The organism is Bacillus taeanensis (genome assembly GCF_003318295.1).
Classification (GTDB): domain Bacteria; phylum Bacillota; class Bacilli; order Bacillales; family UBA6769; genus Maribacillus; species Maribacillus taeanensis.
Window position 1 is genome coordinate 168,834 of sequence record NZ_QOCW01000001.1, and the last position, 21,204, is coordinate 190,037.

The 21,204-nt window shown below is 36.4% G+C and carries 20 protein-coding genes; 13 read left to right on the plus strand and 7 right to left on the minus strand.

Annotated features, from left to right (window positions below; all coding sequences use genetic code 11):
* Complete coding sequence (locus DS031_RS00860; RefSeq protein ID WP_113804327.1) at positions 1 to 1,398, minus strand: isochorismate synthase; 1,398 nt, start codon at positions 1,396 to 1,398, stop codon at positions 1 to 3.
* A gap of 400 nt (positions 1,399 to 1,798) precedes the next feature.
* On the opposite strand from DS031_RS00860, the gene DS031_RS00865 reads away from it, so the two are divergent.
* The 4 genes from DS031_RS00865 to DS031_RS00880 all read left to right on the plus strand — a co-directional run bounded on the left by DS031_RS00865 (position 1,799) and on the right by DS031_RS00880 (position 6,828).
* A complete protein-coding gene (locus DS031_RS00865; protein ID WP_113804037.1) occupies positions 1,799 to 2,722 on the plus strand; it encodes a 1,4-dihydroxy-2-naphthoate polyprenyltransferase in 924 nt (307 codons plus the stop codon).
* Positions 2,723 to 2,890: 168 nt separating this feature from the next.
* Complete coding sequence (locus tag DS031_RS00870) at positions 2,891 to 5,014, plus strand: ATP-dependent Clp protease ATP-binding subunit (RefSeq protein ID WP_113804038.1); 2,124 nt, start codon at positions 2,891 to 2,893, stop codon at positions 5,012 to 5,014.
* A gap of 149 nt (positions 5,015 to 5,163) precedes the next feature.
* On the plus strand, positions 5,164 to 6,498 hold the full coding sequence (locus DS031_RS00875; protein ID WP_113804039.1) for a sodium-dependent transporter: 1,335 nt from the start codon (positions 5,164 to 5,166) through the stop codon (positions 6,496 to 6,498).
* Positions 6,499 to 6,564: 66 nt separating this feature from the next.
* Positions 6,565 to 6,828, plus strand: coding sequence for a DUF1871 family protein (locus DS031_RS00880; RefSeq protein WP_113804040.1), 264 nt, complete (start codon positions 6,565 to 6,567; stop codon positions 6,826 to 6,828).
* 95 nt (positions 6,829 to 6,923) lie between these two features.
* On the opposite strand, the gene DS031_RS00885 is transcribed toward DS031_RS00880, so the two are convergent.
* Genes DS031_RS00885 through DS031_RS00895 form a run of 3 tightly spaced genes read right to left on the minus strand, consistent with a single transcriptional unit; the run spans position 6,924 to position 10,591 of the window.
* Positions 6,924 to 7,997 carry a Ger(x)C family spore germination protein gene (locus tag DS031_RS00885; RefSeq protein ID WP_113804041.1) on the minus strand — a complete coding sequence of 358 codons (1,074 nt, stop codon included), beginning with the start codon at positions 7,995 to 7,997 and terminating at the stop codon, positions 6,924 to 6,926.
* Positions 7,994 to 9,085 (minus strand): spore germination protein, encoded by a 1,092-nt coding sequence (locus DS031_RS00890; RefSeq protein ID WP_113804042.1) that lies wholly within the window; start codon positions 9,083 to 9,085, stop codon positions 7,994 to 7,996. Before DS031_RS00890 ends, DS031_RS00885 begins: the two co-directional genes overlap by 4 nt.
* A 15-nt stretch (positions 9,086 to 9,100) precedes the next feature.
* Positions 9,101 to 10,591, minus strand: coding sequence for a spore germination protein (locus DS031_RS00895; protein ID WP_113804043.1), 1,491 nt, complete (start codon positions 10,589 to 10,591; stop codon positions 9,101 to 9,103).
* 187 nt (positions 10,592 to 10,778) lie between these two features.
* Between DS031_RS00895 and DS031_RS00900 the strand changes: the two genes are divergently transcribed.
* Positions 10,779 to 11,030 carry a hypothetical protein gene (locus tag DS031_RS00900; RefSeq protein WP_113804044.1) on the plus strand — a complete coding sequence of 84 codons (252 nt, stop codon included), beginning with the start codon at positions 10,779 to 10,781 and terminating at the stop codon, positions 11,028 to 11,030.
* On the opposite strand, the gene DS031_RS00905 is transcribed toward DS031_RS00900, so the two are convergent.
* The gene (locus DS031_RS00905; protein WP_113804045.1) at positions 11,027 to 11,869 is read right to left on the minus strand and encodes an alpha/beta hydrolase; all 843 of its coding nucleotides are present in this window, start codon (positions 11,867 to 11,869) and stop codon (positions 11,027 to 11,029) included. The genes DS031_RS00900 and DS031_RS00905 overlap by 4 nt on opposite strands.
* A gap of 241 nt (positions 11,870 to 12,110) precedes the next feature.
* On the opposite strand from DS031_RS00905, the gene DS031_RS00910 reads away from it, so the two are divergent.
* The 5 genes from DS031_RS00910 to yugI all read left to right on the plus strand — a co-directional run bounded on the left by DS031_RS00910 (position 12,111) and on the right by yugI (position 16,137).
* Positions 12,111 to 12,605 carry an Lrp/AsnC family transcriptional regulator gene (locus tag DS031_RS00910; protein WP_113804046.1) on the plus strand — a complete coding sequence of 165 codons (495 nt, stop codon included), beginning with the start codon at positions 12,111 to 12,113 and terminating at the stop codon, positions 12,603 to 12,605.
* Positions 12,602 to 13,789 carry an aminotransferase gene (locus tag DS031_RS00915; protein ID WP_113804047.1) on the plus strand — a complete coding sequence of 396 codons (1,188 nt, stop codon included), beginning with the start codon at positions 12,602 to 12,604 and terminating at the stop codon, positions 13,787 to 13,789. Before DS031_RS00910 ends, DS031_RS00915 begins: the two co-directional genes overlap by 4 nt.
* A gap of 349 nt (positions 13,790 to 14,138) precedes the next feature.
* Complete coding sequence (locus DS031_RS00920) at positions 14,139 to 14,690, plus strand: RNA polymerase sigma factor (RefSeq protein ID WP_113804048.1); 552 nt, start codon at positions 14,139 to 14,141, stop codon at positions 14,688 to 14,690.
* On the plus strand, positions 14,683 to 15,549 hold the full coding sequence (locus DS031_RS00925; protein ID WP_113804049.1) for a hypothetical protein: 867 nt from the start codon (positions 14,683 to 14,685) through the stop codon (positions 15,547 to 15,549). The genes DS031_RS00920 and DS031_RS00925 overlap by 8 nt, the downstream gene beginning before the upstream one ends.
* 183 nt (positions 15,550 to 15,732) lie before the next feature.
* Positions 15,733 to 16,137: a S1 domain-containing post-transcriptional regulator GSP13 gene (yugI, locus tag DS031_RS00930; RefSeq protein ID WP_113804050.1), complete on the plus strand. Its 405-nt coding sequence runs from the start codon at positions 15,733 to 15,735 to the stop codon at positions 16,135 to 16,137.
* Positions 16,138 to 16,241: 104 nt separating this feature from the next.
* On the opposite strand, the gene DS031_RS00935 is transcribed toward yugI, so the two are convergent.
* Entirely contained in the window at positions 16,242 to 16,475 is a 234-nt protein-coding gene (locus DS031_RS00935) for a DUF378 domain-containing protein (RefSeq protein ID WP_113804051.1), read from the minus strand.
* A gap of 186 nt (positions 16,476 to 16,661) precedes the next feature.
* Here DS031_RS00935 and DS031_RS00940 point away from each other — a divergent pair, with 186 nt between their 5' ends.
* From DS031_RS00940 to DS031_RS00950, 3 genes are all read left to right on the plus strand, one after another.
* Complete coding sequence (locus tag DS031_RS00940; protein WP_113804052.1) at positions 16,662 to 17,825, plus strand: iron-containing alcohol dehydrogenase; 1,164 nt, start codon at positions 16,662 to 16,664, stop codon at positions 17,823 to 17,825.
* Positions 17,826 to 18,164: 339 nt separating this feature from the next.
* Entirely contained in the window at positions 18,165 to 19,520 is a 1,356-nt protein-coding gene (locus DS031_RS00945; RefSeq protein WP_113804053.1) for a glucose-6-phosphate isomerase, read from the plus strand.
* A 95-nt stretch (positions 19,521 to 19,615) separates the two neighbouring features.
* Positions 19,616 to 20,020, plus strand: a complete 405-nt coding sequence (locus DS031_RS00950; protein WP_113804054.1) for a YugN-like family protein — start codon at positions 19,616 to 19,618, stop codon at positions 20,018 to 20,020.
* On the opposite strand, the gene DS031_RS00955 is transcribed toward DS031_RS00950, so the two are convergent.
* A complete protein-coding gene (locus DS031_RS00955; protein WP_113804055.1) occupies positions 20,017 to 21,012 on the minus strand; it encodes a potassium channel family protein in 996 nt (331 codons plus the stop codon). The genes DS031_RS00950 and DS031_RS00955 overlap by 4 nt on opposite strands.
* Between the last annotated feature and the right edge of the window lie 192 nt (positions 21,013 to 21,204).

A 21,204-nucleotide genomic window follows, 5' to 3' on the forward strand; every position in this document is an offset into this window, starting at 1 on the left:
TCATGAATGATTCCCCCTTAATGCAGAGAGCATTGGCTGAAGTTTAATTTGTGTTTCTTTATATTCGCTGAGAGGATCGGAATCTCCGACAATTCCACATCCGGCAAAAAGAGAAGCTTCCTTGCCTTGGAGAAGACCGGAGCGTATTGCCACAGCAAATTCTCCATCTTGTCTATAATCGATCCATCCGATAGGTCCTGCATACCAGCCGCGGTCTAACTTTTCCATTTCTCGTAACTTTTTCACAGCTTCTTTCTGCGGATACCCGCCAAGCGCAGGTGTTGGATGGAGCTGTTCGACAACCGCGAGCAGAGAGTGGTTGTCTGCTTTAGCTGTAACAGGAGTATAAAGATGTTGAATATCTCTTGCTTTATATAAAATAGGCTCAGTTGGTGCATACACCTCTTCACAAACAGCAACCATTGCTTCTTTAATCATATCAACAACTAATTGATGTTCATGGCGGTTTTTTTCATCGTTTAAAAGCGATTCCCCTAATTGAATATCTTCTTCTTTTGAAACACCGCGGCGAATGGATCCTGCTAAGCATGTAGAAAGAAAACGATCACCTTCTCGTTTGACTAATCGTTCAGGTGAGGCACCTAAAAAGCAATCATTTTCACTTTCAAAAGCAAATAAGTAACTTTGTGGCTGCTGGTGATAGAGAGTAAATAAAATACTTTCCGCAGATAGGACTTCTTCTGAGTGAATCCTTACTTCTCGAGCTAGAACAAGTTTTTCGATGATTCCTTCTTGAATTTGCTTTGCTGTCTTTTCAACAGTACGCATCCATTCTTGAGGAACAATTTCTTCTATATAAAACGGTGCAGGTTCAGGAAGAGTAATGTCTGTATTTTTTAAAAGCATTTCTTGTTCTTTCATTAACTGATTTGCGATCGTACTTGGATGATTTTCTTCGTCAAGCAAGGCGTTTATCGTCAGCCATGTTTTTTCTTTGTTTACTGTTAGCATAAATGTTGGCAATGTCATGCGTGTATCAGGAAAACAGCGCCAAAGTTCAGTTTTTGGTTTTAAAGGATCAAATGAAAAACCACCAATTAATGTCGGTCCTGTTCCTGGTTCATTATTTGGTGCATGAATAATACTAGATTGAAGCAGTTCCTTCCATTCTTTTTCAACACCTCGAAAACGCTTGCTGAAGTTTGAGTTCAATGCGATGCACGTTCCAAGACCAACGAGTTGAAATTCTCCTGTAGGATCAGACCAGAAAGAACGACTTCCTTTATAATGAGATCCCGAAGTGAAAAAAGAGAATGGATGAACAGGTGTTTTTACTTCTATCGTATGACTGACAAGGACAGTTGTATTTTGTTTGCACGCTCGTTCAACTCCTTGAACAAGCAGGTTATGCAGCTCATGTTGTTGAATGCCAACCACAATATTTCCCCCCACGTTCATTCCATACACTATAGGCATCATAAATTAGCCTAAGCTATTCAAAGATACACCTTCATGTCTTTAATTGTCAATAAACAAGCATGTGAATGATATTTTTAAAAACAGTTTGAAAAAAGCTTGTTTTTCTATCGTTCACAATTTCATTCAGCTTAGGAAACGATTGACATGACATCGCTATTTTTCTAAACTTAGAATAGCTAATATCCGACCTGTATAACTGTCTTGCTTTATTATTTACACTTGTAATGTTATTTGAAGTTGCGTAAAATTATAAAATTTACTTGCGCTTTTCTTCATTTTATGCAAATTTCGACAATAGATACAGTAAGGTGAACAGGTACATTGTAACAATTTTATATGATAGGAAAGGAGTACCGTTATGCAGGAGCTTATGGAAGGTAGTAAATATCCAAAAACAAGCTGGCAGGTATGGTGGAAGCTGTTACGCCCTCATACACTAACAGCGGCATTTATTCCGGTAGTAATTGGGACAGCACTTGCCTTAGAGCTTGGTGAAGTTAATTGGCTGCTCTTTGCTGCGATGTTAATTGCTTCTTTATTGATTCAATCAGCGACAAACATGTTTAATGAGTATTACGATTATAAAAGAGGGTTAGATACAGCTGAATCTGTAGGAATTGGAGGAGCTATTGTTCGCGAAGGAATTGATGCAAAATTTATTTTAAAGCTTGCTTTTATTTTCTTTGCATCAGCACTTGCTTTAGGAATTTATATTTGTATAAACAGCAGCTGGTGGATTGGCGCTGTCGGAATTATTTCCATGGCAGCAGGCTACTTTTATACAGGAGGACCGTATCCAATTGCTTATTCTCCATTTGGTGAATTAGTTGCAGGGCTGTTTATGGGACTTATTATTATTTTAATTGCTTTTTATATTCAAACAGGGACGATTACGCTTGAAAGTATTTTAATTTCGATACCAATCTCGATCTTATGCGGGGCGATTTTAACCGCAAATAATATTCGTGATTTAGAAGGAGATAAACGAAGCGGCCGACGCACGATTGCAATCTTACTTGGTCATCATCACTCGATTCACTTTTTAGCAGGAATGTTTATCGTTTCTTACCTTTGGATTATTGGGATGATTCTTTTTGTTTCTTCCACACCATTTTTACTTCTTTCTTTTTTAAGCATCTCAAAGGCTGTGGAAGCAGTAAAAGGATTTGTAGGTAAAAAGAAGCCGATTGAAATGATGCCGGCGATGAAAGCAACAGCACAAACTCATACATCGTTTGGTTTTCTCGCTGCTGTAGGCTTACTGCTTGGCTATTTTATTTAAATGAAAGTCTGTTGACATGATTGTCAGCAGGCTTTTTTTAATTTTTTAAACAAAACACTTGAAAGTCAAATAAGGTCAGAGTATAATAAAGACAAAGTTAGTCAAAGATAGTCAAAGTCAAATAAAGACTGAACTTTTATTATAGATTTATAAAGGGAGGAATTTATGATGCAATGTCAAAAGTGTCAACTCAACCCTGCTTCTATTCAAATGAATATTCAAATTAATCATAATAAACAAAAGCTAAATCTTTGTGAGAATTGTTATAATGAAATTCGTCAAGAAATGAATCACCCAGCAGGATTTAATTTCTTTGATTCTAACTCAGCATTTGGTTCTTTCTTTGATCAAATGAATCAAGATGCTGTCAATAATCAAAGTCAACATAAAGGGAAAAATGGTCACAGCGGACTGTTAGATCAGCTTGGCCGTAACCTAACGGATGCTGCAAAAGCGGGGTTAATTGATCCTGTTATTGGTCGAGATAAAGAAGTGAAGCGCGTGATTGAGACATTAAATCGCCGCAATAAAAACAACCCTGTTTTAATAGGTGAGCCTGGTGTTGGTAAAACAGCGATTGCAGAGGGACTTGCCTTAAAAATTGCAGAAGGAAACGTACCTTCAAAATTAGTAAACAAAGAAGTTTATTTGCTTGATGTGGCCTCACTTGTAGCGAATACAGGTGTTCGCGGTCAATTTGAAGAGCGCATGAAAGGGTTAATTAGCGAGCTCCAAAAACGTAAAAATGTCATTTTATTTGTAGACGAAATTCATCAGCTTGTCGGTGCAGGTTCTGCTGAAGGATCAATGGATGCAGGAAATATTTTAAAGCCGGCTCTCGCACGCGGAGAATTACAAGTCATTGGGGCAACAACATTAAAAGAGTACCGCATGATTGAAAAAGATGCCGCATTAGAGCGCCGCTTCCAGCCAATTATCGTTCATGAGCCGACTGCTAATGATGCGATTAAAATTTTAAATGGTTTAAAGGAAAAATATGAACAATATCACGGTGTGCAGTATGACGAAGAAACGATTAAAGCATGTGTTACTCTTTCACAGCGCTACATTCAAGATCGTTTCTTACCAGATAAAGCGATTGATTTATTAGATGAAGCAGGCGCTAAACTTAATTTAACGCTATCTTATTCAGATGAAGAAGAAATTCAAAAGCAGCTTTCAGAAATTGAGAAGCAAAAGCAAAAAGCTGCTGAGCAGGAAGACTATGAAAAAGCAGCTAAATTAAGACAAAAAGAATTACAGCTTGAAGAAAAGCTAACAGAAGCAGCAAACGTTGAAAAGCCAGTTGTTACAGTAGAAGATATTCAGCTTCTTATTGAAGAAAAAACAACTATTCCTGTTCGTAAATTACAGCAGGATGAACAAGCAAAAATGAAAAATTTTGCGGAGCGCTTATCAGCTCATGTGATTGGTCAGGAAAAAGCGGTTCAAACGGTGGCAAAAGCAATTCGCCGCAGCCGCGCAGGACTAAAAGCGAAAACACGTCCAATTGGTTCATTCTTGTTTGTCGGACCAACTGGTGTTGGTAAAACAGAGCTCACAAAATGTCTTGCCGAAGAACTATTTGGTAGTAAAGATTCACTCGTTCGTCTTGATATGAGTGAATATATGGAAAAGCATGCTGTTTCAAAAATTATTGGGTCACCTCCAGGATATGTAGGTCATGAAGAAGCTGGTCAGCTTACAGAAAGAGTGCGCCGTAACCCATACAGCATTATTTTATTAGATGAAATTGAAAAGGCGCACCCTGACGTACAGCACATGTTCCTGCAAATTATGGAGGATGGTCGTTTAACAGATAGTCAAGGACGTACCGTTAGCTTTAAAGATACGGTGATTATTATGACGAGTAATGCAGGTGTTGCTGAAAAGAAAGTAAAAGTAGGTTTCGGTCAAGAAAAAACGGAAGCAGTGACAACACTTGAATCATTAAGCAGTTACTTTAAGCCGGAGTTTTTAAATCGTTTTGATGCCATTGTTTCATTTAATCATCTCGTCCAAGAAGATCTCATTCAAATTGTTGATTTGATGATTGCAGAAGTAGAAGAAAAGCTTGAAGAAGTAGAGATTACACTAGAAATCACAGAAGCTGCTAAAGCAAAGCTTGCTGAACTTGGCTATGATGAGCGCTTCGGTGCCCGCCCACTTCGCCGTGTGATCCAAGAAAAGGTAGAAGATGGTATTACAGACTTAATTTTAGATGAAGAACATGTAAAAACAATTAAAGTCGATTTAACAGAGGCTCATATTGTTGTTGAAAAAGTAAATTAAGCATCAAAAAAGAAGGACTTCACACGAAGCTCCTTCTTTTTTTATAAAGTTGTCTTTACTTTTAACAAGGTTCCTAGTACATTTATTTTTTAGATGCTGTACAAAAGCAGCGTTATTTTTTATGAAGTGAAAAATAAAGGAGAGAAATAATGGATCAACGAGAGCAGTGGACATCAAAGATAGGATTTATATTAGCTGCTGCAGGTTCAGCAATTGGACTTGGAGCAATATGGAAGTTTCCTTATGTAGCAGGAAACAGCGGAGGAGGAGCCTTTTTCCTTATTTTCATCTTATTTACCCTTCTTGTAGGACTTCCTTTATTATTAGCTGAATTTATTATTGGACGAAGCACACAAAAGGAAGCCATTTCTGCGTATAAGGCCATCGCTCCCGGTACAAGTTGGCATCTTATTGGACGACTTGGGGTTGTTACTTGTTTTATACTATTATCTTTTTACAGCGTTGTGGGCGGTTGGATTTTATTATATATTGGTTACGGAATTACTGGGAATTTAACAGGGCAAGATTATGAAGCATTGTTTGGTATGCTAATTTCACACCCAGTGTATGCTGTGATAGGGCAGTTTAGTTTTATGATCATTGTGATGGTTGTTGTGGCAAAAGGAATTCAAAGAGGAATTGAAACAGCAAGTCGTTATATGATGCCTGCCTTATTTATTGCGTTTATAATATTAATTGTCCGTTCATTAACATTAGAGGACGCCTTAGCGGGTGTGTCGTTTTTCTTAAAGCCTGATTTTTCCGTGTTATCTTCTGAAAGTATTTTGTTTGCAATGGGACAATCATTTTTTGCGCTTAGTGTTGGCGTATCTGTGATGGTCACATACAGCTCTTATTTATCAAAAACAGAAGATTTAACACGATCTGCATTCTCAATCGTTGTCATGAATGTATTTATTTCATTATTAGCAGGGCTTGCTATTTTTCCAGCTGTTTTTTCATTCGGATTTGAACCAGCGGGTGGACCGGGGCTTTTATTTATCGTACTTCCGGCTGTTTTTCAACAAATGCCGTTTGGCTTTATATTTCTTATGATCTTTTTAGGTTTATTTTTATTTGCAACTTTAACATCAGCGTTTTCCATGCTTGAAATTATTGTTTCCTCATTAGCTCGTGGAAATAATGAAAAGCGTGTGAAAGTAACTTGGGTTTCTGGGTTCATTATCTTTCTTGTAGGCATACCAGCGGCCCTTTCGTTTGGTATATTAGGTGAGATTACATTGTTCGAAAAAACAATTTTTGATTTAGCTGACTATTTAGTAAGCAATATTTTAATGCCAATTGGTGCATTGTTAATCGCTATTTTTGTGCCGCGCCGCATTTCTAAAAAAACATTACTGCAGGAAATTACAAAGGGTGCATCAAATCGTCTTCGCTTGTTTTCACTCTGGTTTTTGTTAATTCGTTATGTGATTCCTGTTATCATTGTCATTGTGTTTTTAGATGTAATTGGTATTTTGTAAATGCTGTTTTTAAAAAAATCATGATAAAATAGAACGAGCAGTCTAGTGTAAAGAGGGTGAAAGAAAGTGAATCCTATTCAAAAAACAAATTTGCAGTTATTAGACGTATTAAATCAGTGGGATCCGTTTCATTTAGGAGAAGGTACTTATGAAACAGAACATGTTGATGTGCTGCAGGCCGTTCATGAACTCGATTCTGTAAAAGAGCTTGCCGAAACAATTCAGCGTATCTATGAGTATTCATTTGAACAATTAATACCAATGAAAGAATGCAGCCGTATTGCAGGAGAGCTTCTCATAATTAAAGGTCAAGAATGTGAATTATCATAAAAAATAATCTGGCTGTCTCAAGCGGGTAGTGCCGAATGAGACAGCCTTTTTTATGATTATTGAAATGATCTGATAAAGTCACTTTTGTATAATTTTTATCTCACCACACCTGATTCAATTATTTTAGTTTTTATTTTTACTTTAATGCTTGCCTCAGGATAAACGTTTTTCCAATCCTCTTCTTTCCAATTCCTTGTTTTACTTTTAACAATATGACCTAATCCAAGCGGATCTACATTTAATTTTTGAAATTTATCAATTAATAATTTAGACTGCTTTTGGAGTTTCTCCTCTAGTTCTGTTTCGATTTTTTTTAATGTTTCTTTAGTTATTTTGGCCTCTGTATATTCTGAAATAATGCCTTTTAATTCAATATCAATTACAATTTCAGGAATATTGTTTACGTTGTTAATATGGTAATTAATATCAGAGTCAATTGGAAAGATTGTTGCGGCGTGATCGTTTTTCAAAACTAATTCATAATAACCATCTTTAAATTCACCTGCCAATGCCTGGAACGTAAACATGTATTTATATTCAAGTTTATCAACAAATTTTTCATCGTTGAATAAGGCAAGTCCTTCAATAAGAGCGTGATTGTGCTCCCCGTGTTTTTTGATAATTGGTAAATAAGGATCTATTCCTTTGCCAAAATATTGATACAAAAAGGTATGTAAATTTGTTTTTGGAAGGAGATGATACTTAATATTTTGATCAATGATATTTGATAAATACATGCCTGTACTGTCTGTTGTCGTATATTCTGATTCAAGCAGCGGTGCCGCTTCTCCTTCAGATACAGCGAGATGGACATGTCGGCCAATGCTCGGGTCACGCTGCAGGGTGTCAACAAGATGGATCAGACCTTTTGCAGCAAGTTCCTTGTTGAAAATAACAACCATTACTTTGCCGCTTACAACTGGTTCTGGTGATTCTGAGTTGATCTTTGAATTAATTCCTTTACTTGTATGAGCGCTGTTTGAATATGTTTCTGTCTTCACTTTTTGGTCTGGTGTGAAGATTGGGGTGGAGACCGTTCCTTTAATTTTTCCATCTTCCCCGGGGTCATAGGCGACAGCGAACATTAATTGAATGTCATCAATAATTTCTTCTTCTACACAACCGCTTAATAAAAAGCAGGCAGCTAACATAATAAGAAACTTTTTCATGCTTTCTTCCTCACTTTATTAACAATCCACTGCAATATTAATAATATAGGGATGTAGCAGTAAATTAAGTAAAAGCTTACTTTCGCAAAGTTGCTGTTGACCATATCAATCGCTTCCCTTGATGTTAATAAATTATTACTAACATAAATAATTGGAAGAAGAATTAATGCAATTGTTCGCTGTTTAATCGAAAAAATAACTTTACCAATTCTAGAAGCTCCCCATAATGCTAAACAAATGTTTGGTAAAACAACAATCGCCCATATTGAAATCCCGATATATTCAAAACGCTCTAAAAATGGAAACGATACAATTTTCCAAAGCGTTAAGGTTGGCCAAATGGTTTGCGCTAGCTGTCCTTCGCTGTAAAATGTGTATGTCACGAGGGTGACAACTAAGTAGATAAAAGTTGTAAAGGCAGCTCCATAATGGGTCCACTTTCGTGATTTCTCTGGATTTTTTAAAAACGGATAAACAATTAGCAATACTTCAAATCCTAAATAACTAAGGACCATTTCTTTTGTGGCGCCGAGGATCGCTGAAAAGGGATGATCCAACACCGGGAAAAGATTTGCGAAATGACCGTGCTGTAATGGAAATAAAAGGGTAACGAGCAATCCCATCGGGAGAATGACACCGAGAAAACAAATCCCAGCTACGACTCGAAAACCGGATGACACAATGTAATAGGCAAGGATGAGAAAGATCAAGCTAAATGTCCACATATTTAGTTGAGGGAAAAGCCAAACTTGAATCACTTCAAGATAGGTACGCAAAACGGTAAGGGCAATAAAGATAAAATAAATCATAAATACAAAGCTAAACAGCTTACCAATCCATTTACCAAATATGTTTTCATGAATGAGCATGAGATCATTTTGATGGTCGTTAAGAAGTTGGTACATGATCCAAACGACAAGATGGATTGTAATGCCTGCAAGTAAAACAGAAATCCATCCATCATATCCTGCTATTTCGGCAATATGACGTTGAAACCCTAATATACCGACACCGAGCTGAATGGAATGAACAATAAAAAATGCAAGGAATGGGGAAATAAGGAGTTCCTCTTTTACTGCAGTCGGCATCGGTCTCACCTCTCTTTATTCATCGATATCTTTATTTTGTTTATCACGCTTTACGTTAAAGCGCACAGGATTTTTGGTTCGAAGCTGCATTGGTCGTAATGATTGTCTAGAAAACGGCAGGCGAAATAAGGCATCTTTTAAATCAGGTATTCTTGGCGGATAAATAGGTGCCATATAAGGGCTTCCTAAAGACGTTAGCCGCAATAAATGCGTTAATACAAAACAAGTACAAATCATAATTCCTAATAGGCCCCAAAACTGTGCAAATATTATAAATGGAAACCGTAAAATTCGAATCGTATTACCCATCCGATAGACAGGTGTTGTAAATGACCCAAGTGCTGATAATGCGACAATAATGAGCAATACATTGCTCGTTAATCCAGCTTCTACAGAAGCCGTTCCAATAACGATCCCGCCTACGATCCCGATTGTTTGTCCGACTTTTGTTGGAAGGCGGGCTCCGGCCTCGCGCAGCAGCTCAATGGTGATTTCGAGAAAGATTGCTTCTAATACGGGCGGAAAAGGAATTTGACTTCTTGAAGACACGAGTGTTCCTAACAAATCTTTTGGAATGAGTTCATAATGATAGGTAATAACGGCAACATAAACAGGTGTTGCAAAAATAGAAAATGATACAGCAAATATTCTGACAAGACGAAAGAAAGAGGCAATATGCCATGATAAAAAATAATCTTCAAACGCTGAAAAAAATTCCACTAATGTTGTTGGTCCTGTTACAGCGTGGGGAGAGCCATCAACAAGAAAAGTAACTTTCCCTTCAGCAAGTGATGCAGCCACACGGTCGGGACGTTCTGTATCAATCAATTGCGGAAAAAGAGAACGACTGTTGTCTTCAATCATCTGCGTTAAATAGGAACTATCGATCACTTGGTCAAATTCAACACTTTCTAGCCGTTGAGAAAGTGTTTCTACATATTGATCGTTTGTAATCTCTTCCATGTACAAAATAGCTACTTTTGTACTAGATAAACTCCCGATTTCAATTTCTTTTACTTTTAATTGAGGGGTGGGAAGTCGTTTGCGTATTAAATTTAAATTCGCATCCAGAGATTCTACAAACGCTTCTTTTGGCCCGACAACACTAAATTCTACTTCTGGAAGAGATACTTGCCGTTCTTTATGCAGCGGCGCAGGAACTAGTAAATAATTCTCCTCGTCGCTTATAAGCTGTAAGAGAATATAACCTTGAAGCAGTTTTTCTCTCATTTCATTAGGGTCTTGTGAAATTTTCACATTTTCAATTGAAAGCTTACTTTTAAGCTCTTTTATTGTTTTTAATAAATCCCTATTAAAATGAGGAAGAACATCACGATGGACAATCTCCCCATCTATAAGGGGGCGATAATAACAAATCATATATGGGTTTAAACTTGTATGATTGAGATAGCAAAGAAAGTCAGCTGATTTCTTTAATTCTGCAATAAAATTAGGAATCGTTTCTTTTTCTCGTTCAGCTGAACGAGAAAAAAGCTTTTTTTTCATAACCTGTCTCACCGTTCTTCCTTTTTTGCTATTTTTATGATGAGACAACAATGCTATTTTTATACAAAAAAGAAGTAATCAACAGAGCTCGCTAATAGAGTATTCCTTTAATAAAGGTTAAAAGGTATGATTTTATATGCAATCGGAGAAAATAGTGGAAGTTATTTTTTATAAAGGAGTTGGGAACATGCATAGTCGTCATACTGTAAGATACATTTGTGAAGAATATCCGAGCGGGAATCGTTATTATTTTAAACAAGAGCTTATTACGCATGACTCTTGGCAAAACCCTGAATCCATTACTTGGTCAAGACCAAGACCGATTACAGAAAGAACGTACGTGAAACAAAAAGAAGCAGGCTTTCCAACACAATTTCATTACATTGAAAAGCCGCCTGCAGATATTCTCTATCTTGGATCATTGCGTGTTGAAAATTAAATAAAGGAAAGGATGTCTTTATAGAGGCGTTCAGGTTTTTCTTCACAAACGAGATGACCCGTTTTTTCATATATTTTAAGTTCGGCATGCTGCAAATCATGAACAAGTTTTTGACCAATGTTTACAGGGACAACCTTGTCTTCTTTGCCCCATATAAGCAGACAAGGTGTATTTATTTTTTGTAATTCTTCTGAAGAAAGATCTCCTTCACGATGACGAAGCAGACGAATCATACAATCAAGAAAATGTTTATCTTCAAAAGGCTTGCTGTATCCTTGAATGAGCTCGTCATCGACAAGGTTTTTATTATGCACCACAGTAAGCAAATTTTCTTTTACATCTTTTTTTTCAAACCATCTCTTCATAAACCAAGTTACAAATGGGATATAAGAGGAATAAACAGCAACACGTTTCGCTCGTTTTAAATAACTTGAAGCCCCGATTAAGATACACTTTTTTACAAGTTCAGGTGCTTGTTTAGCAACTTGAAGTGCAATTTGACCGCCCATGGAATGTCCTACAATAATAACGTTTTTTAACTTCAGCTGTTTTATAAAATCGACAACAAGCTTACCGTAGTTTTGATAAGAATAAATAAATTTTGTTGATTTTTCTGTCTTTCCAAAACCAGGTAAATCAAGTGAGATAGCTGAGTATTCGCTTATTAAAAATGGAAGCAGTTTGCGAAAACTAAATGTTGAGGAAAGAAAACCGTGTATCATTAAAAATGTAGGTTTGTTTTTTTGATAGGGATGATCATATTTTTCATAATAAACATCTACATTTTGCACATTTATTCGCAAGCCTTGTGAATAAAGATCTTTTTCATTTATTACCATAACTGTCACTCCGTTGAACTGTTTTCGGTTAGTTTTCCCTTTTTTAAAAAAGATAAAGCAAGAAATTATTGAAAAGATCAATGATAATTCCTACTAACGAAACCGCCAATCTTTGCTATAATGTACTGTAAAATGCTTTTTATTTTAAAAATACAAAATAAAAAGAGATAATAAAAAACAACTTTATAAAATCATGACTCAACATAATGATACTGTTTATTTTCTAAAAGGAGGAAAAAGAATGGGTGAAAAAGAGATTGAAGTGTTAGAAATTTTAGAAAGAAATGGACGTATTGATATTCAGACTATTGCTAAGATGGTTGATTTATCAGTGGAAGAGGTTCAAAAATTAATCCAATCTTTAGAAGAGAAAAATGTTATTTTAGGCTATTCAGCGGTTATAAACTGGAGTAAAGCCCCAATTGCAGAAGGTGTGACAGCGATGATTGATGTGAAAGTAGCACCGAAGCGAGGAGTAGGTTTTGATGAAGTAGCAGAGCGGATTTATCGTTTTCCTGAAGTGAAAGCTGTTTATTTAATGTCAGGAGCATATGATCTTTCAGTCCAAATTGAAGGAAAAACAATGACTGAGGTTGCATCATTTGTATCTGATAAGCTATCAACGCTTGATTCTGTGCTTTCTACAACAACACACTTTTTATTGAAAAAATATAAGCATGACGGCATTATTTTTGAGCCAACTAAAAAAGATAAACGTATTGTGGTGTCACCATGAGAACAGAACAAACAGCACAAAAAAATTATTTATCAAAAGTGGCACAAGAAATTAAGCCTTCAGGAATAAGAAAGTTTTTTGATTTAGCATCACAAATGGAGAATGTCATCTCACTTGGGGTAGGGGAACCAGACTTTGTGACACCTTGGAATGTGTGCGAAGCAAGTCTTGCATCAATGGAGCAGGGGTACACGGCCTATACAGCAAACGCCGGACTTCTTGAACTGCGTGAGGCAATCTCACAGTACTTAGAAAGCAAGTTTCAAACTGCCTATGACCCAAAAACAGAACTGCTTGTAACTGTAGGAGCAAGTCAAGCTATTGATCTTTCTTTTCGAGCGATTTTAAACCCTGGCGACGAGGTATTGGTCGTGGAACCAAGCTTTGTAGCGTATGCACCAACAGTCTCACTTGCAGGAGGTGTACCTGTTCCGGTACCAACTTCTCATGAAAACAATTTTAAGTTAATGCCTGATATGCTTGAAAGAGCGATTACAAATAAAACGAAAGCCATTTTACTTTGTTTTCCAAGCAACCCAACAGGGGCAACGATGACAAAAGAAGAGCTTGAACAAATTGCTCGTATTATAGAGAAACATGATTTAATTGTGTTATCTGATGAAATTTATGCAGAATTATCGTATGACCACGAACATTACAGCATCGCGCGTATTCCAGAGATGCGGGAGCGGACGATTTTAATTTCTGGTTTTTCAAAGGCTTTTGCAATGACGGGATGGCGTCTCGGTTATGTGGCGGGTCCACAAGTCTTTTTGCAAGCCATGCTGAAAATTCATCAATATACAATGATGTGTGCACCGACAATGGCTCAGTACGGGGCATTAGAAGCGTTAACGAATGGACTTGATGATGTACAGAAAATGATTCGCAGCTATAGACAGCGCCGTAACTACTTTGTAAAAGCTTGTCGGGAAATAGGATTAGAATGCCATACTCCAGGAGGAGCTTTTTATGCTTTTCCATCGATTCGGGCAACAGGTTTAACATCCGATGAATTTGCAGAGCGTCTTTTAGAAGAAGAACGCGTCGCAGTTGTACCGGGTAGTGTGTTTGGAAGCGGCGGAGAAGGACATATAAGGTGTTCGTATGCAAGATCGCTTGAAGAACTTCAAGAAGCGATTAAACGAATGGGCCGATTTGTACAAAAGTATGTAAAGCAATAAAAAAGGAAGATAAAGTCCCGCTGGACTTTATCTTCACACAATAAAAAGGGGGAATTTGCTAAACAGCTGTTAGCATTATTCCCCTCATTTATAATTTTATACATAGCAAAAAGAAAAAATAAAAGTTATGAGTGTAAATGTAGTGTACGAATCTAAAGAAGTGATTGCTTTTAAAAGCAATCACTTCTTTAGATTTTCTTAACGTTTTTTATAAAGAGGATAACGTATAAGTAGAAAGAATAGTATGTCATGAAGCCGTGTCCTTTACGGCAGTGATACAATATTTTAGGGGGAATTGAAACTCTTCTTTAGAAGGTAAAGTTATATAAAGGGAAGGGGCGGAACACTCATGAGTGAGGAAGAGCTAATTGCAATGGCAAAAAAGGGGGATGCTGATGCATTTCGAGCTCTCGTTGAACAATATGCATCAGTTACAGAGAGATTTGCCTATCAAATTGGTGCTTCTCCAAACGATATTGAAGATATTGCGCAAGAAGTCTTTATTCGTATTTATCGTTTTTTGCATCAATATAATGGAACAACCTTTACAACATGGTTATATAAAATTACGTTAAATGTGTGTCGTGATAGCTTTAAAAAGAAACAATCAACTCAAAGAAAACTGTTTAAATTGTTTAAACAGCCAGTGGAGGGTTATGAAGCGATCGAACCAGAAATTATAAAGGATGAAGAAGATCGTATGCTACATACTATCATTCAAAAGATGGACGAAAAGTATAGAATACCAATTGTATTGTTTTATTTTCATGAAAAAAAACAGGAAGAAATAGCAGAAATATTAAATATTCCTCTTTCAACTGTAAAAACACGCATTTCGCGCGGAAAAGCGAAATTAAAGCAAAAAATTGAGAAAAGGGAAGGAGAGCAGCATGATGTCTGATGAACAACAATTTGAAAAACGCATGAAAAAGTTAAAGTCGTCCTATCATGAAATGCCGTCCTTTTCTTCAATAGATAAAATTACAAAAGAAATAGCTGAAAAAGAAACAATGGAAAGCATTCATAAAATCTCTCACAAGAAAAAGTGGTTCAGGATTGGCGGTACTGCAGCGGCAATATGTATAGGCGTACTTTTAATAATGAATACCATGTTTTCTAACACAGATCAATTTGCAAATGAAAGTTTAGAATGGACAGAAGAGGAAGCGGCATCTCAGAAAAATGAAGCAAAAGAAAATACGATGCAAACAGAACTAGCCCCTCCTAAGGCACATCAATATGATATTGCTGAAACAGATCGCCCTCTAATAAAAGTAGATACCATTCAAATTGAAGGAATACCAGAGCAGAAAACTTTTCATCTCTATAAGAATGAAGAGCTTGGTTTTTCAACGTATTATCCTGATGACATGATAGTAGGCGTCGAAAGTACTGAACAAGAAAAAAGTGTGACGTTTTTTGCTGATTTTAATGAAGTGTCTCAAAAAAATACCTTTATTCGTTTTCAGCTTTTACCTAATCATCTAGAACCGTCTATTGAGTCTGCGGCGAATTACGTTGAAGCAGCATATGGAAGCAGCCAGCTTACAAAGAAGCCTCAGCATGATGAATTTTATTTATCAGAAATTGAATATGAATTTACAACAAGACAGGCGAACAAAGTAATTAACGGATGGATTTCGCTTTTTACTCACCATAATCAAATTTATATTCTTACTGTTCAGTATGTGCCGGAAGTAGGGGAAGCATTAGAAGGGCGTACTAATTATATTCTCAATCAAATGGTTTGGGAGGAATAATTATTTTATAAAACACATTTCTTAAACAGGGGATGTGTTTTATTTTTATGAAGAAATGGGAAATGATATATAAGAAAAATGCCTCATGTAATAAATTTCAATACTTGACAATTTGATCTTTTTTGTCTAATAGTCATTTCTATGTTATAATAACAAAGTTAAAAAATAGTTGGGAGTGTTTTGATGGGTAATTATGAAGCTGGAAATATTGTAGAAGGTAAAGTAACAGGCATTAAGCCGTTCGGTGCTTTTGTTGCACTTGATGATCAAAAACAAGGATTAGTGCATATTTCCGAAATTTCACATAGCTACGTTAAAGATATTAACGAACATTTATCTGTAGGAGATGAAGTAAAGGTTAAAATTCTGGATGTAAACCAAGATTCAGGGAAAATTTCTTTATCTATTCGCGCAACACAAGAAGCGCCGAAACGTGAAGAAAAACCAAGACGTCCAAAGCCTGCTCCTAAAGCAGCAAGCACAAATGCTGCCCCGCAAGGTTTTAATACACTTGAAGATAAATTAAAAGATTGGTTAAAAGAATCAAACGAACGTCAAGCACAAATTAACAAGCGTTTGAAAAAATAACCATAAAAAAGAAGGCAGCATCTTTGCTGTCTTCTTTTTTATGGTGTTAAAAGGTAAGCTTGATTTAAAGGGAATCCGTTTATTTTCAGCAGCAATCGCTTTAATTACCGTACTCCCCGTGGCTCTGTTCCTTCTTCAAGTTCAACGGATGGTTTAAAAAGAAGTGTTAAACAATAAAGACCGCTTAATCCAACTAATCCATAAACAATTCGTGCTAACGCAGCATTTTGTCCGCCGAATATAGCTGCAACAAGGTCAAATTGGAAAAAACCAATTAAGCCCCAATTGATGGCACCGATAATCACGAGTGCTAATGCAATTCGCTGTAATGTGCTCATATAGATAGAACCCTCCTTATAGTAGAAAATCATTACGTTCTTATTTTTTCATTCCCCTTCTCATTTTATTCAAACTTTTTATAAGTCTTATTGCTTTATTTTCCGAAATAAATGGGAGATAATAACGACTGTATAAAAGCTTTAATATAGTTTGTAACAGAATATTTAAAATGAAAGGTGATAAAAGTGGAAAATTTCACATTTCAAAATCCAACGAAATTAATTTTCGGAAAAGGTCAGCTTGAATCGCTTCAAGAAGAACTTGTCCATTATGGAGAAAACATTCTCGTTGTTTACGGCGGCGGAAGCATTAAACGAAATGGTTTATATGACGAGGTTATGGAACATTTACATAAATTAAATAAAAATGTGTTTGAGCTTTCAGGAGTAGAACCAAATCCGCGTTTAACAACTGTAAGAAAAGGTGTAGAAATTTGCAAAAGAGAAAATATTGATTTTATTCTTGCTGTTGGCGGCGGAAGTGTAATCGATTGTACGAAATCAATTGCAGCTGGGGCAAAGTATGATGGCGATGTATGGGAGCTTATTACAAAGAAAGAAATTCCAAAGGATGCGGCTCTAATTGGAACTGTGCTCACCCTTGCTGCGACAGGCTCTGAGATGAATTCAGGAGCGGTTATTACAAATTGGGAAACAAATGAAAAATATGGTTGGGGACATCCGCTTTTATTCCCGAAATTTTCAATATTAGATCCTGTGTACACCTTTACAGTTCCAAAAAATCATACTGTATATGGTATTGTTGATATGATGACACATGTTTTGGAACAATATTTTCATAAAACGACGAATACACCGCTGCAGGAACGGATGGCTGAATCTGTTTTGTTAACGGTTATGGAAGCTGCGCCAAAGCTTCTTAATGATCTTGAGAATTATGAGCTTCGTGAAACGGTCCTTTACAGCGGTACAATTGCCTTAAATGGTTTTTTACAAATGGGTTTACGCGGTGACTGGGCAAGTCATAACATTGAGCATGCAGTATCAGCTGTATATGATATTCCGCATGCGGGTGGACTGGCAATTTTATATCCAAACTGGATGAAGCATGCTCTTGATGAAAATCCAGCGAAATTTAAACAGCTTGCAGTCCGTGTATTTAATGTTGAGGAAGCTGGGAAATCAGATCGTGAAGTCGCTCTTGAAGGAATTGAAAAACTAAGTGCATTTTGGTCAAGCCTTGGTGCGCCTAACCGCTTAGCAGACTATGATATTGATGAGTCCAAGCTTGATGTAATAGCAGATCGTGCCATGGCTCGTGGCGAATTTGGTAATTTTAAAACATTAAATCGTGACAATGTGATTAAAATTTTAAAAATGTCATTATAATAATTGTAAGGAGCTGTCTCAAAAGCACAGGGTCAGATCCTCCTCACTCAATATATCGGTTACTATTTGGGAAGAACCATTATATATTGGACAGGCTTGAGGGGGACAGACCCTACTGAGACAGTTTCTTTTATTAATACTGTTAATACGTTATTATGAACAATTTATTAAAAATTTTAAAAATATTTAATGTATTCGCTTACATGGCGTTTGCTCACTTGATTAATGAAAAGGCATTCGTTAAAGTAAATAGTGGGGTACAATTAATTAATTAATTAATTAATTGTCAGAGCATCTTAATTGCGATGCCTGATTATAAGTAAAAATGGAGGGACAATCATGACACAAAAAGTTAGCTTTGATTATTCAAAAGCCTTGTCGTTTTTCGGCGAGCATGAAGTAACATATCTTCAAGATGCTGTAAAGGCGGCGCATGAAGCGTTACATAACAAAACTGGTGCAGGAAATGACTTCTTAGGTTGGATTGATTTACCGGAAAACTATGACAAAGAAGAATTTGCACGCATTCAAAAAGCAGCGGAAAAAATTAAATCCGATTCTGATGTGTTACTTGTTGTTGGAATTGGCGGCTCTTATTTAGGGGCACGCGCTGCAATTGAAATGTTAAATCATAACTTCTACAATTTACTAAACAAAGATGAGCGTAAAAATCCGCAAGTATTCTTTGTAGGACAAAATATCTCTTCTACTTATGTAAAAGATTTGTTTGCATTACTTGAAGGAAAAGATGTGTCTGTTAACGTAATTTCAAAATCAGGTACAACGACAGAGCCTGCGATTGCGTTTCGTATTTTCCGCAAGTTTTTAGAAGAAAAGTACGGCGTCGAAGAAGCGAGAAAACGTATTTTTGCAACAACTGATCAAGAAAAAGGTGCATTAAAAACATTAGCAAATGAAGAAGGCTATGAGTCGTTTGTTATTCCTGATGATGTTGGGGGTCGTTATTCAGTTCTAACAGCAGTAGGATTACTTCCGATTGCCGTAACAGGTATTGATATTGAAGCAATGATGCAGGGTGCTGCCGCTGCAATGAATGATTTTAACAACCCTAATTTAGCTGAAAATCCTGCTTATCAATATGCAGCAGTGCGAAACGTGCTTTACAATAAAGGAAAAACAATTGAACTTCTTGTGAACTATGAGCCTGCACTTCACTATTTCTCAGAGTGGTGGAAGCAGTTATTTGGTGAAAGTGAAGGGAAAGATGGCAAAGGGCTTTATCCTGCATCCGTTGATTTTTCAACCGATCTTCACTCTATGGGTCAATACGTACAAGAAGGCCGCCGCGATTTATTCGAAACGGTTCTTAACGTAGAAAATGTACGTGAAGAAATTAAAATCGAAGAAGATGAGCAAAACCTTGATACACTGAATTACTTAGCTGGTGAAACGATGGATTTTGTAAACAAAAAAGCGTTCCAAGGAACAATGCTTGCACATACAGACGGCGGTGTGCCGAACTTAATTGTAAACATTCCTGAGCTTTCTGAATATCAATTCGGTTATCTTGTTTACTTCTTTGAAAAAGCATGCGCAGTAAGCGGCTATTTACTCGGTGTAAATCCGTTTGATCAACCAGGCGTTGAAGCGTATAAAGTAAATATGTTTGCTCTTTTAGGAAAACCAGGCTTTGAAGAGAAAAAAGCAGAACTAGAAAAACGTTTAGAGAAATAATTGGAAAAGATCAGCGCACTTGCGCTGATCTTTTTTTGCTTAATTTTTTTTAAGTTGGAAAAGCTAACAGTAAGATAATTTGAGGGGGAGTTGTAATGATTGCAATTGAATCAAAAGTTACTGGATTACAAAGACAGCTTCAAGAATTAGAAGAAAAACTGAAGCCGCTTGGGTATGACATTGGCTCGAATTGGGATTATGATCACGGCTATTTTGATTATAAAATGGCTGATACAGGCAGTTATTTGTTTTTACGTGTACCCTTTACGGCCGTTGACGGACAGCTTGATAAAAATGGAGCTGTGGTTGAATTAAAAGAGCCGTTTCTACTTTCACATAAATATAACCGAGGCTTAGACGATCATGTAGATGTTAGCAATGTAACTGCTAGTATTGATCAGTTTTCAGAGCCGGTTGATAAAGATGCTACCTTTCCAAAAGAATGGATTGATAATGGGCAAGCACTTGTAAAAGAGCTTGAAGATGTTTTGTTAACTTAATTAGAGATAACAATATATTGATCTCCTTCTTTAATTTTTAATGAAGGAGATGGATTGATATAAAGCTGTTCGCCGCGCTTTATACCGAGCAAAATAATATTTTTTTTTACTAAAGCAGCACTTGCTTCTTGAAAAAGGCTATATGGCTCTTTCTCTTTAACACGCACATAATGAAGCTTGTTGCCTTCTAAATAGTTTAAAATATCAAATAATGTACTCGAAATGCCGTGCGAAAATAAGCTGTTCATCATTACTAAGCTTGCAAGGTTTGTTGTTTCAATAATTTCATTGGCACCAGCGCGTCGACAGTTGTTAATTTGTTCTGATGTTAATACTTCAACAATACTGTATATGTTAGGGTTGATCCCTTTCACCGCAAGAAGTGTTAAAATAGATTTCATATCTGCTTGCTTTTCATCATGGTGCTGATCAGCGGTAATGAGGATCATTGCCGCTTCTTTTGCATTGGCAAGCTCTAAAATCCTATCTTCACTTGCATTTCCCTTAATAAAATGAATATCGTGAGTAGTAGGATGCTTTTTAACTGTTTCATCAATAAGTACCACAGATAAAGCTGTTGGCAGTTGATTTAAATGATGAATGATTTCTCTTGCCCGCTGATTCCATCCCACAATAATTAAGTGCTTTTCCTTCTTAAAAGCAAGTGTTCCCTGCATAAATTGAGACTGACTTTCGACTGCAGTTGAGGCGAGCTTTGCCATATAAAAAGTTACAAATCCGCCGCCTAATAAGATTAACACAAAGGTTAACATTCTGCCTTTTGTTGATTCTGGGACAAGATCACCATACCCAACGGTTGAAGCTGTCACAAGTGCCCACCAAATGCCATCAAAAATCGTCGGAAAGGTAGATGGTTCAATAAAGTAAATTGCAATTCCAGAAATAATAATAATAAAAGAAATAATGAACATTAACTGAACTAACACAGGGAAACGAAAATATGATGGAAATCCTTTTTTAAAATAAAGCATATACAAATACCTCCAAAGTACGATAATACCCTGTAACTACTCTTATTATTCCCTGATTATTCTTTTACAATCAGTAAAGCGATTGAAAATATTGCTTATTCCATTGAACGAAGAGTTACAAAAAACTAATTTTTAAAAAAATTTGTTTGACAATCTATTTAAGGGGTGATAGTATTGCTATTAAATTCAAAA

Bases quoted from the DNA above. Each gene is read 5' to 3' on its own strand.
- DS031_RS00895 (WP_113804043.1), bottom strand. From the start codon at position 10,591: ATGAAAAAAAAGCTTTTTTCTCGTTCAGCTGAACGAGAAAAAGAAACG.
- DS031_RS00910 (WP_113804046.1), top strand. From the start codon at position 12,111: ATGGGTGAAAAAGAGATTGAAGTGTTAGAAATTTTAGAAAGAAATGGA.
- DS031_RS00890 (WP_113804042.1), bottom strand. From the start codon at position 9,085: ATGCCGACTGCAGTAAAAGAGGAACTCCTTATTTCCCCATTCCTTGCA.
- DS031_RS00950 (WP_113804054.1), top strand. From the start codon at position 19,616: ATGATTGCAATTGAATCAAAAGTTACTGGATTACAAAGACAGCTTCAA.
- DS031_RS00915 (WP_113804047.1), top strand. From the start codon at position 12,602: ATGAGAACAGAACAAACAGCACAAAAAAATTATTTATCAAAAGTGGCA.
- DS031_RS00955 (WP_113804055.1), bottom strand. From the start codon at position 21,012: ATGCTTTATTTTAAAAAAGGATTTCCATCATATTTTCGTTTCCCTGTG.
- DS031_RS00935 (WP_113804051.1), bottom strand. From the start codon at position 16,475: ATGAGCACATTACAGCGAATTGCATTAGCACTCGTGATTATCGGTGCC.
- DS031_RS00870 (WP_113804038.1), top strand. From the start codon at position 2,891: ATGCAATGTCAAAAGTGTCAACTCAACCCTGCTTCTATTCAAATGAAT.
- DS031_RS00900 (WP_113804044.1), top strand. From the start codon at position 10,779: ATGCATAGTCGTCATACTGTAAGATACATTTGTGAAGAATATCCGAGC.
- yugI (WP_113804050.1), top strand. From the start codon at position 15,733: ATGGGTAATTATGAAGCTGGAAATATTGTAGAAGGTAAAGTAACAGGC.
- DS031_RS00925 (WP_113804049.1), top strand. From the start codon at position 14,683: ATGTCTGATGAACAACAATTTGAAAAACGCATGAAAAAGTTAAAGTCG.
- DS031_RS00905 (WP_113804045.1), bottom strand. From the start codon at position 11,869: ATGGTAATAAATGAAAAAGATCTTTATTCACAAGGCTTGCGAATAAAT.
- DS031_RS00945 (WP_113804053.1), top strand. From the start codon at position 18,165: ATGACACAAAAAGTTAGCTTTGATTATTCAAAAGCCTTGTCGTTTTTC.
- DS031_RS00920 (WP_113804048.1), top strand. From the start codon at position 14,139: ATGAGTGAGGAAGAGCTAATTGCAATGGCAAAAAAGGGGGATGCTGAT.
- DS031_RS00865 (WP_113804037.1), top strand. From the start codon at position 1,799: ATGCAGGAGCTTATGGAAGGTAGTAAATATCCAAAAACAAGCTGGCAG.
- DS031_RS00875 (WP_113804039.1), top strand. From the start codon at position 5,164: ATGGATCAACGAGAGCAGTGGACATCAAAGATAGGATTTATATTAGCT.
- DS031_RS00885 (WP_113804041.1), bottom strand. From the start codon at position 7,997: ATGAAAAAGTTTCTTATTATGTTAGCTGCCTGCTTTTTATTAAGCGGT.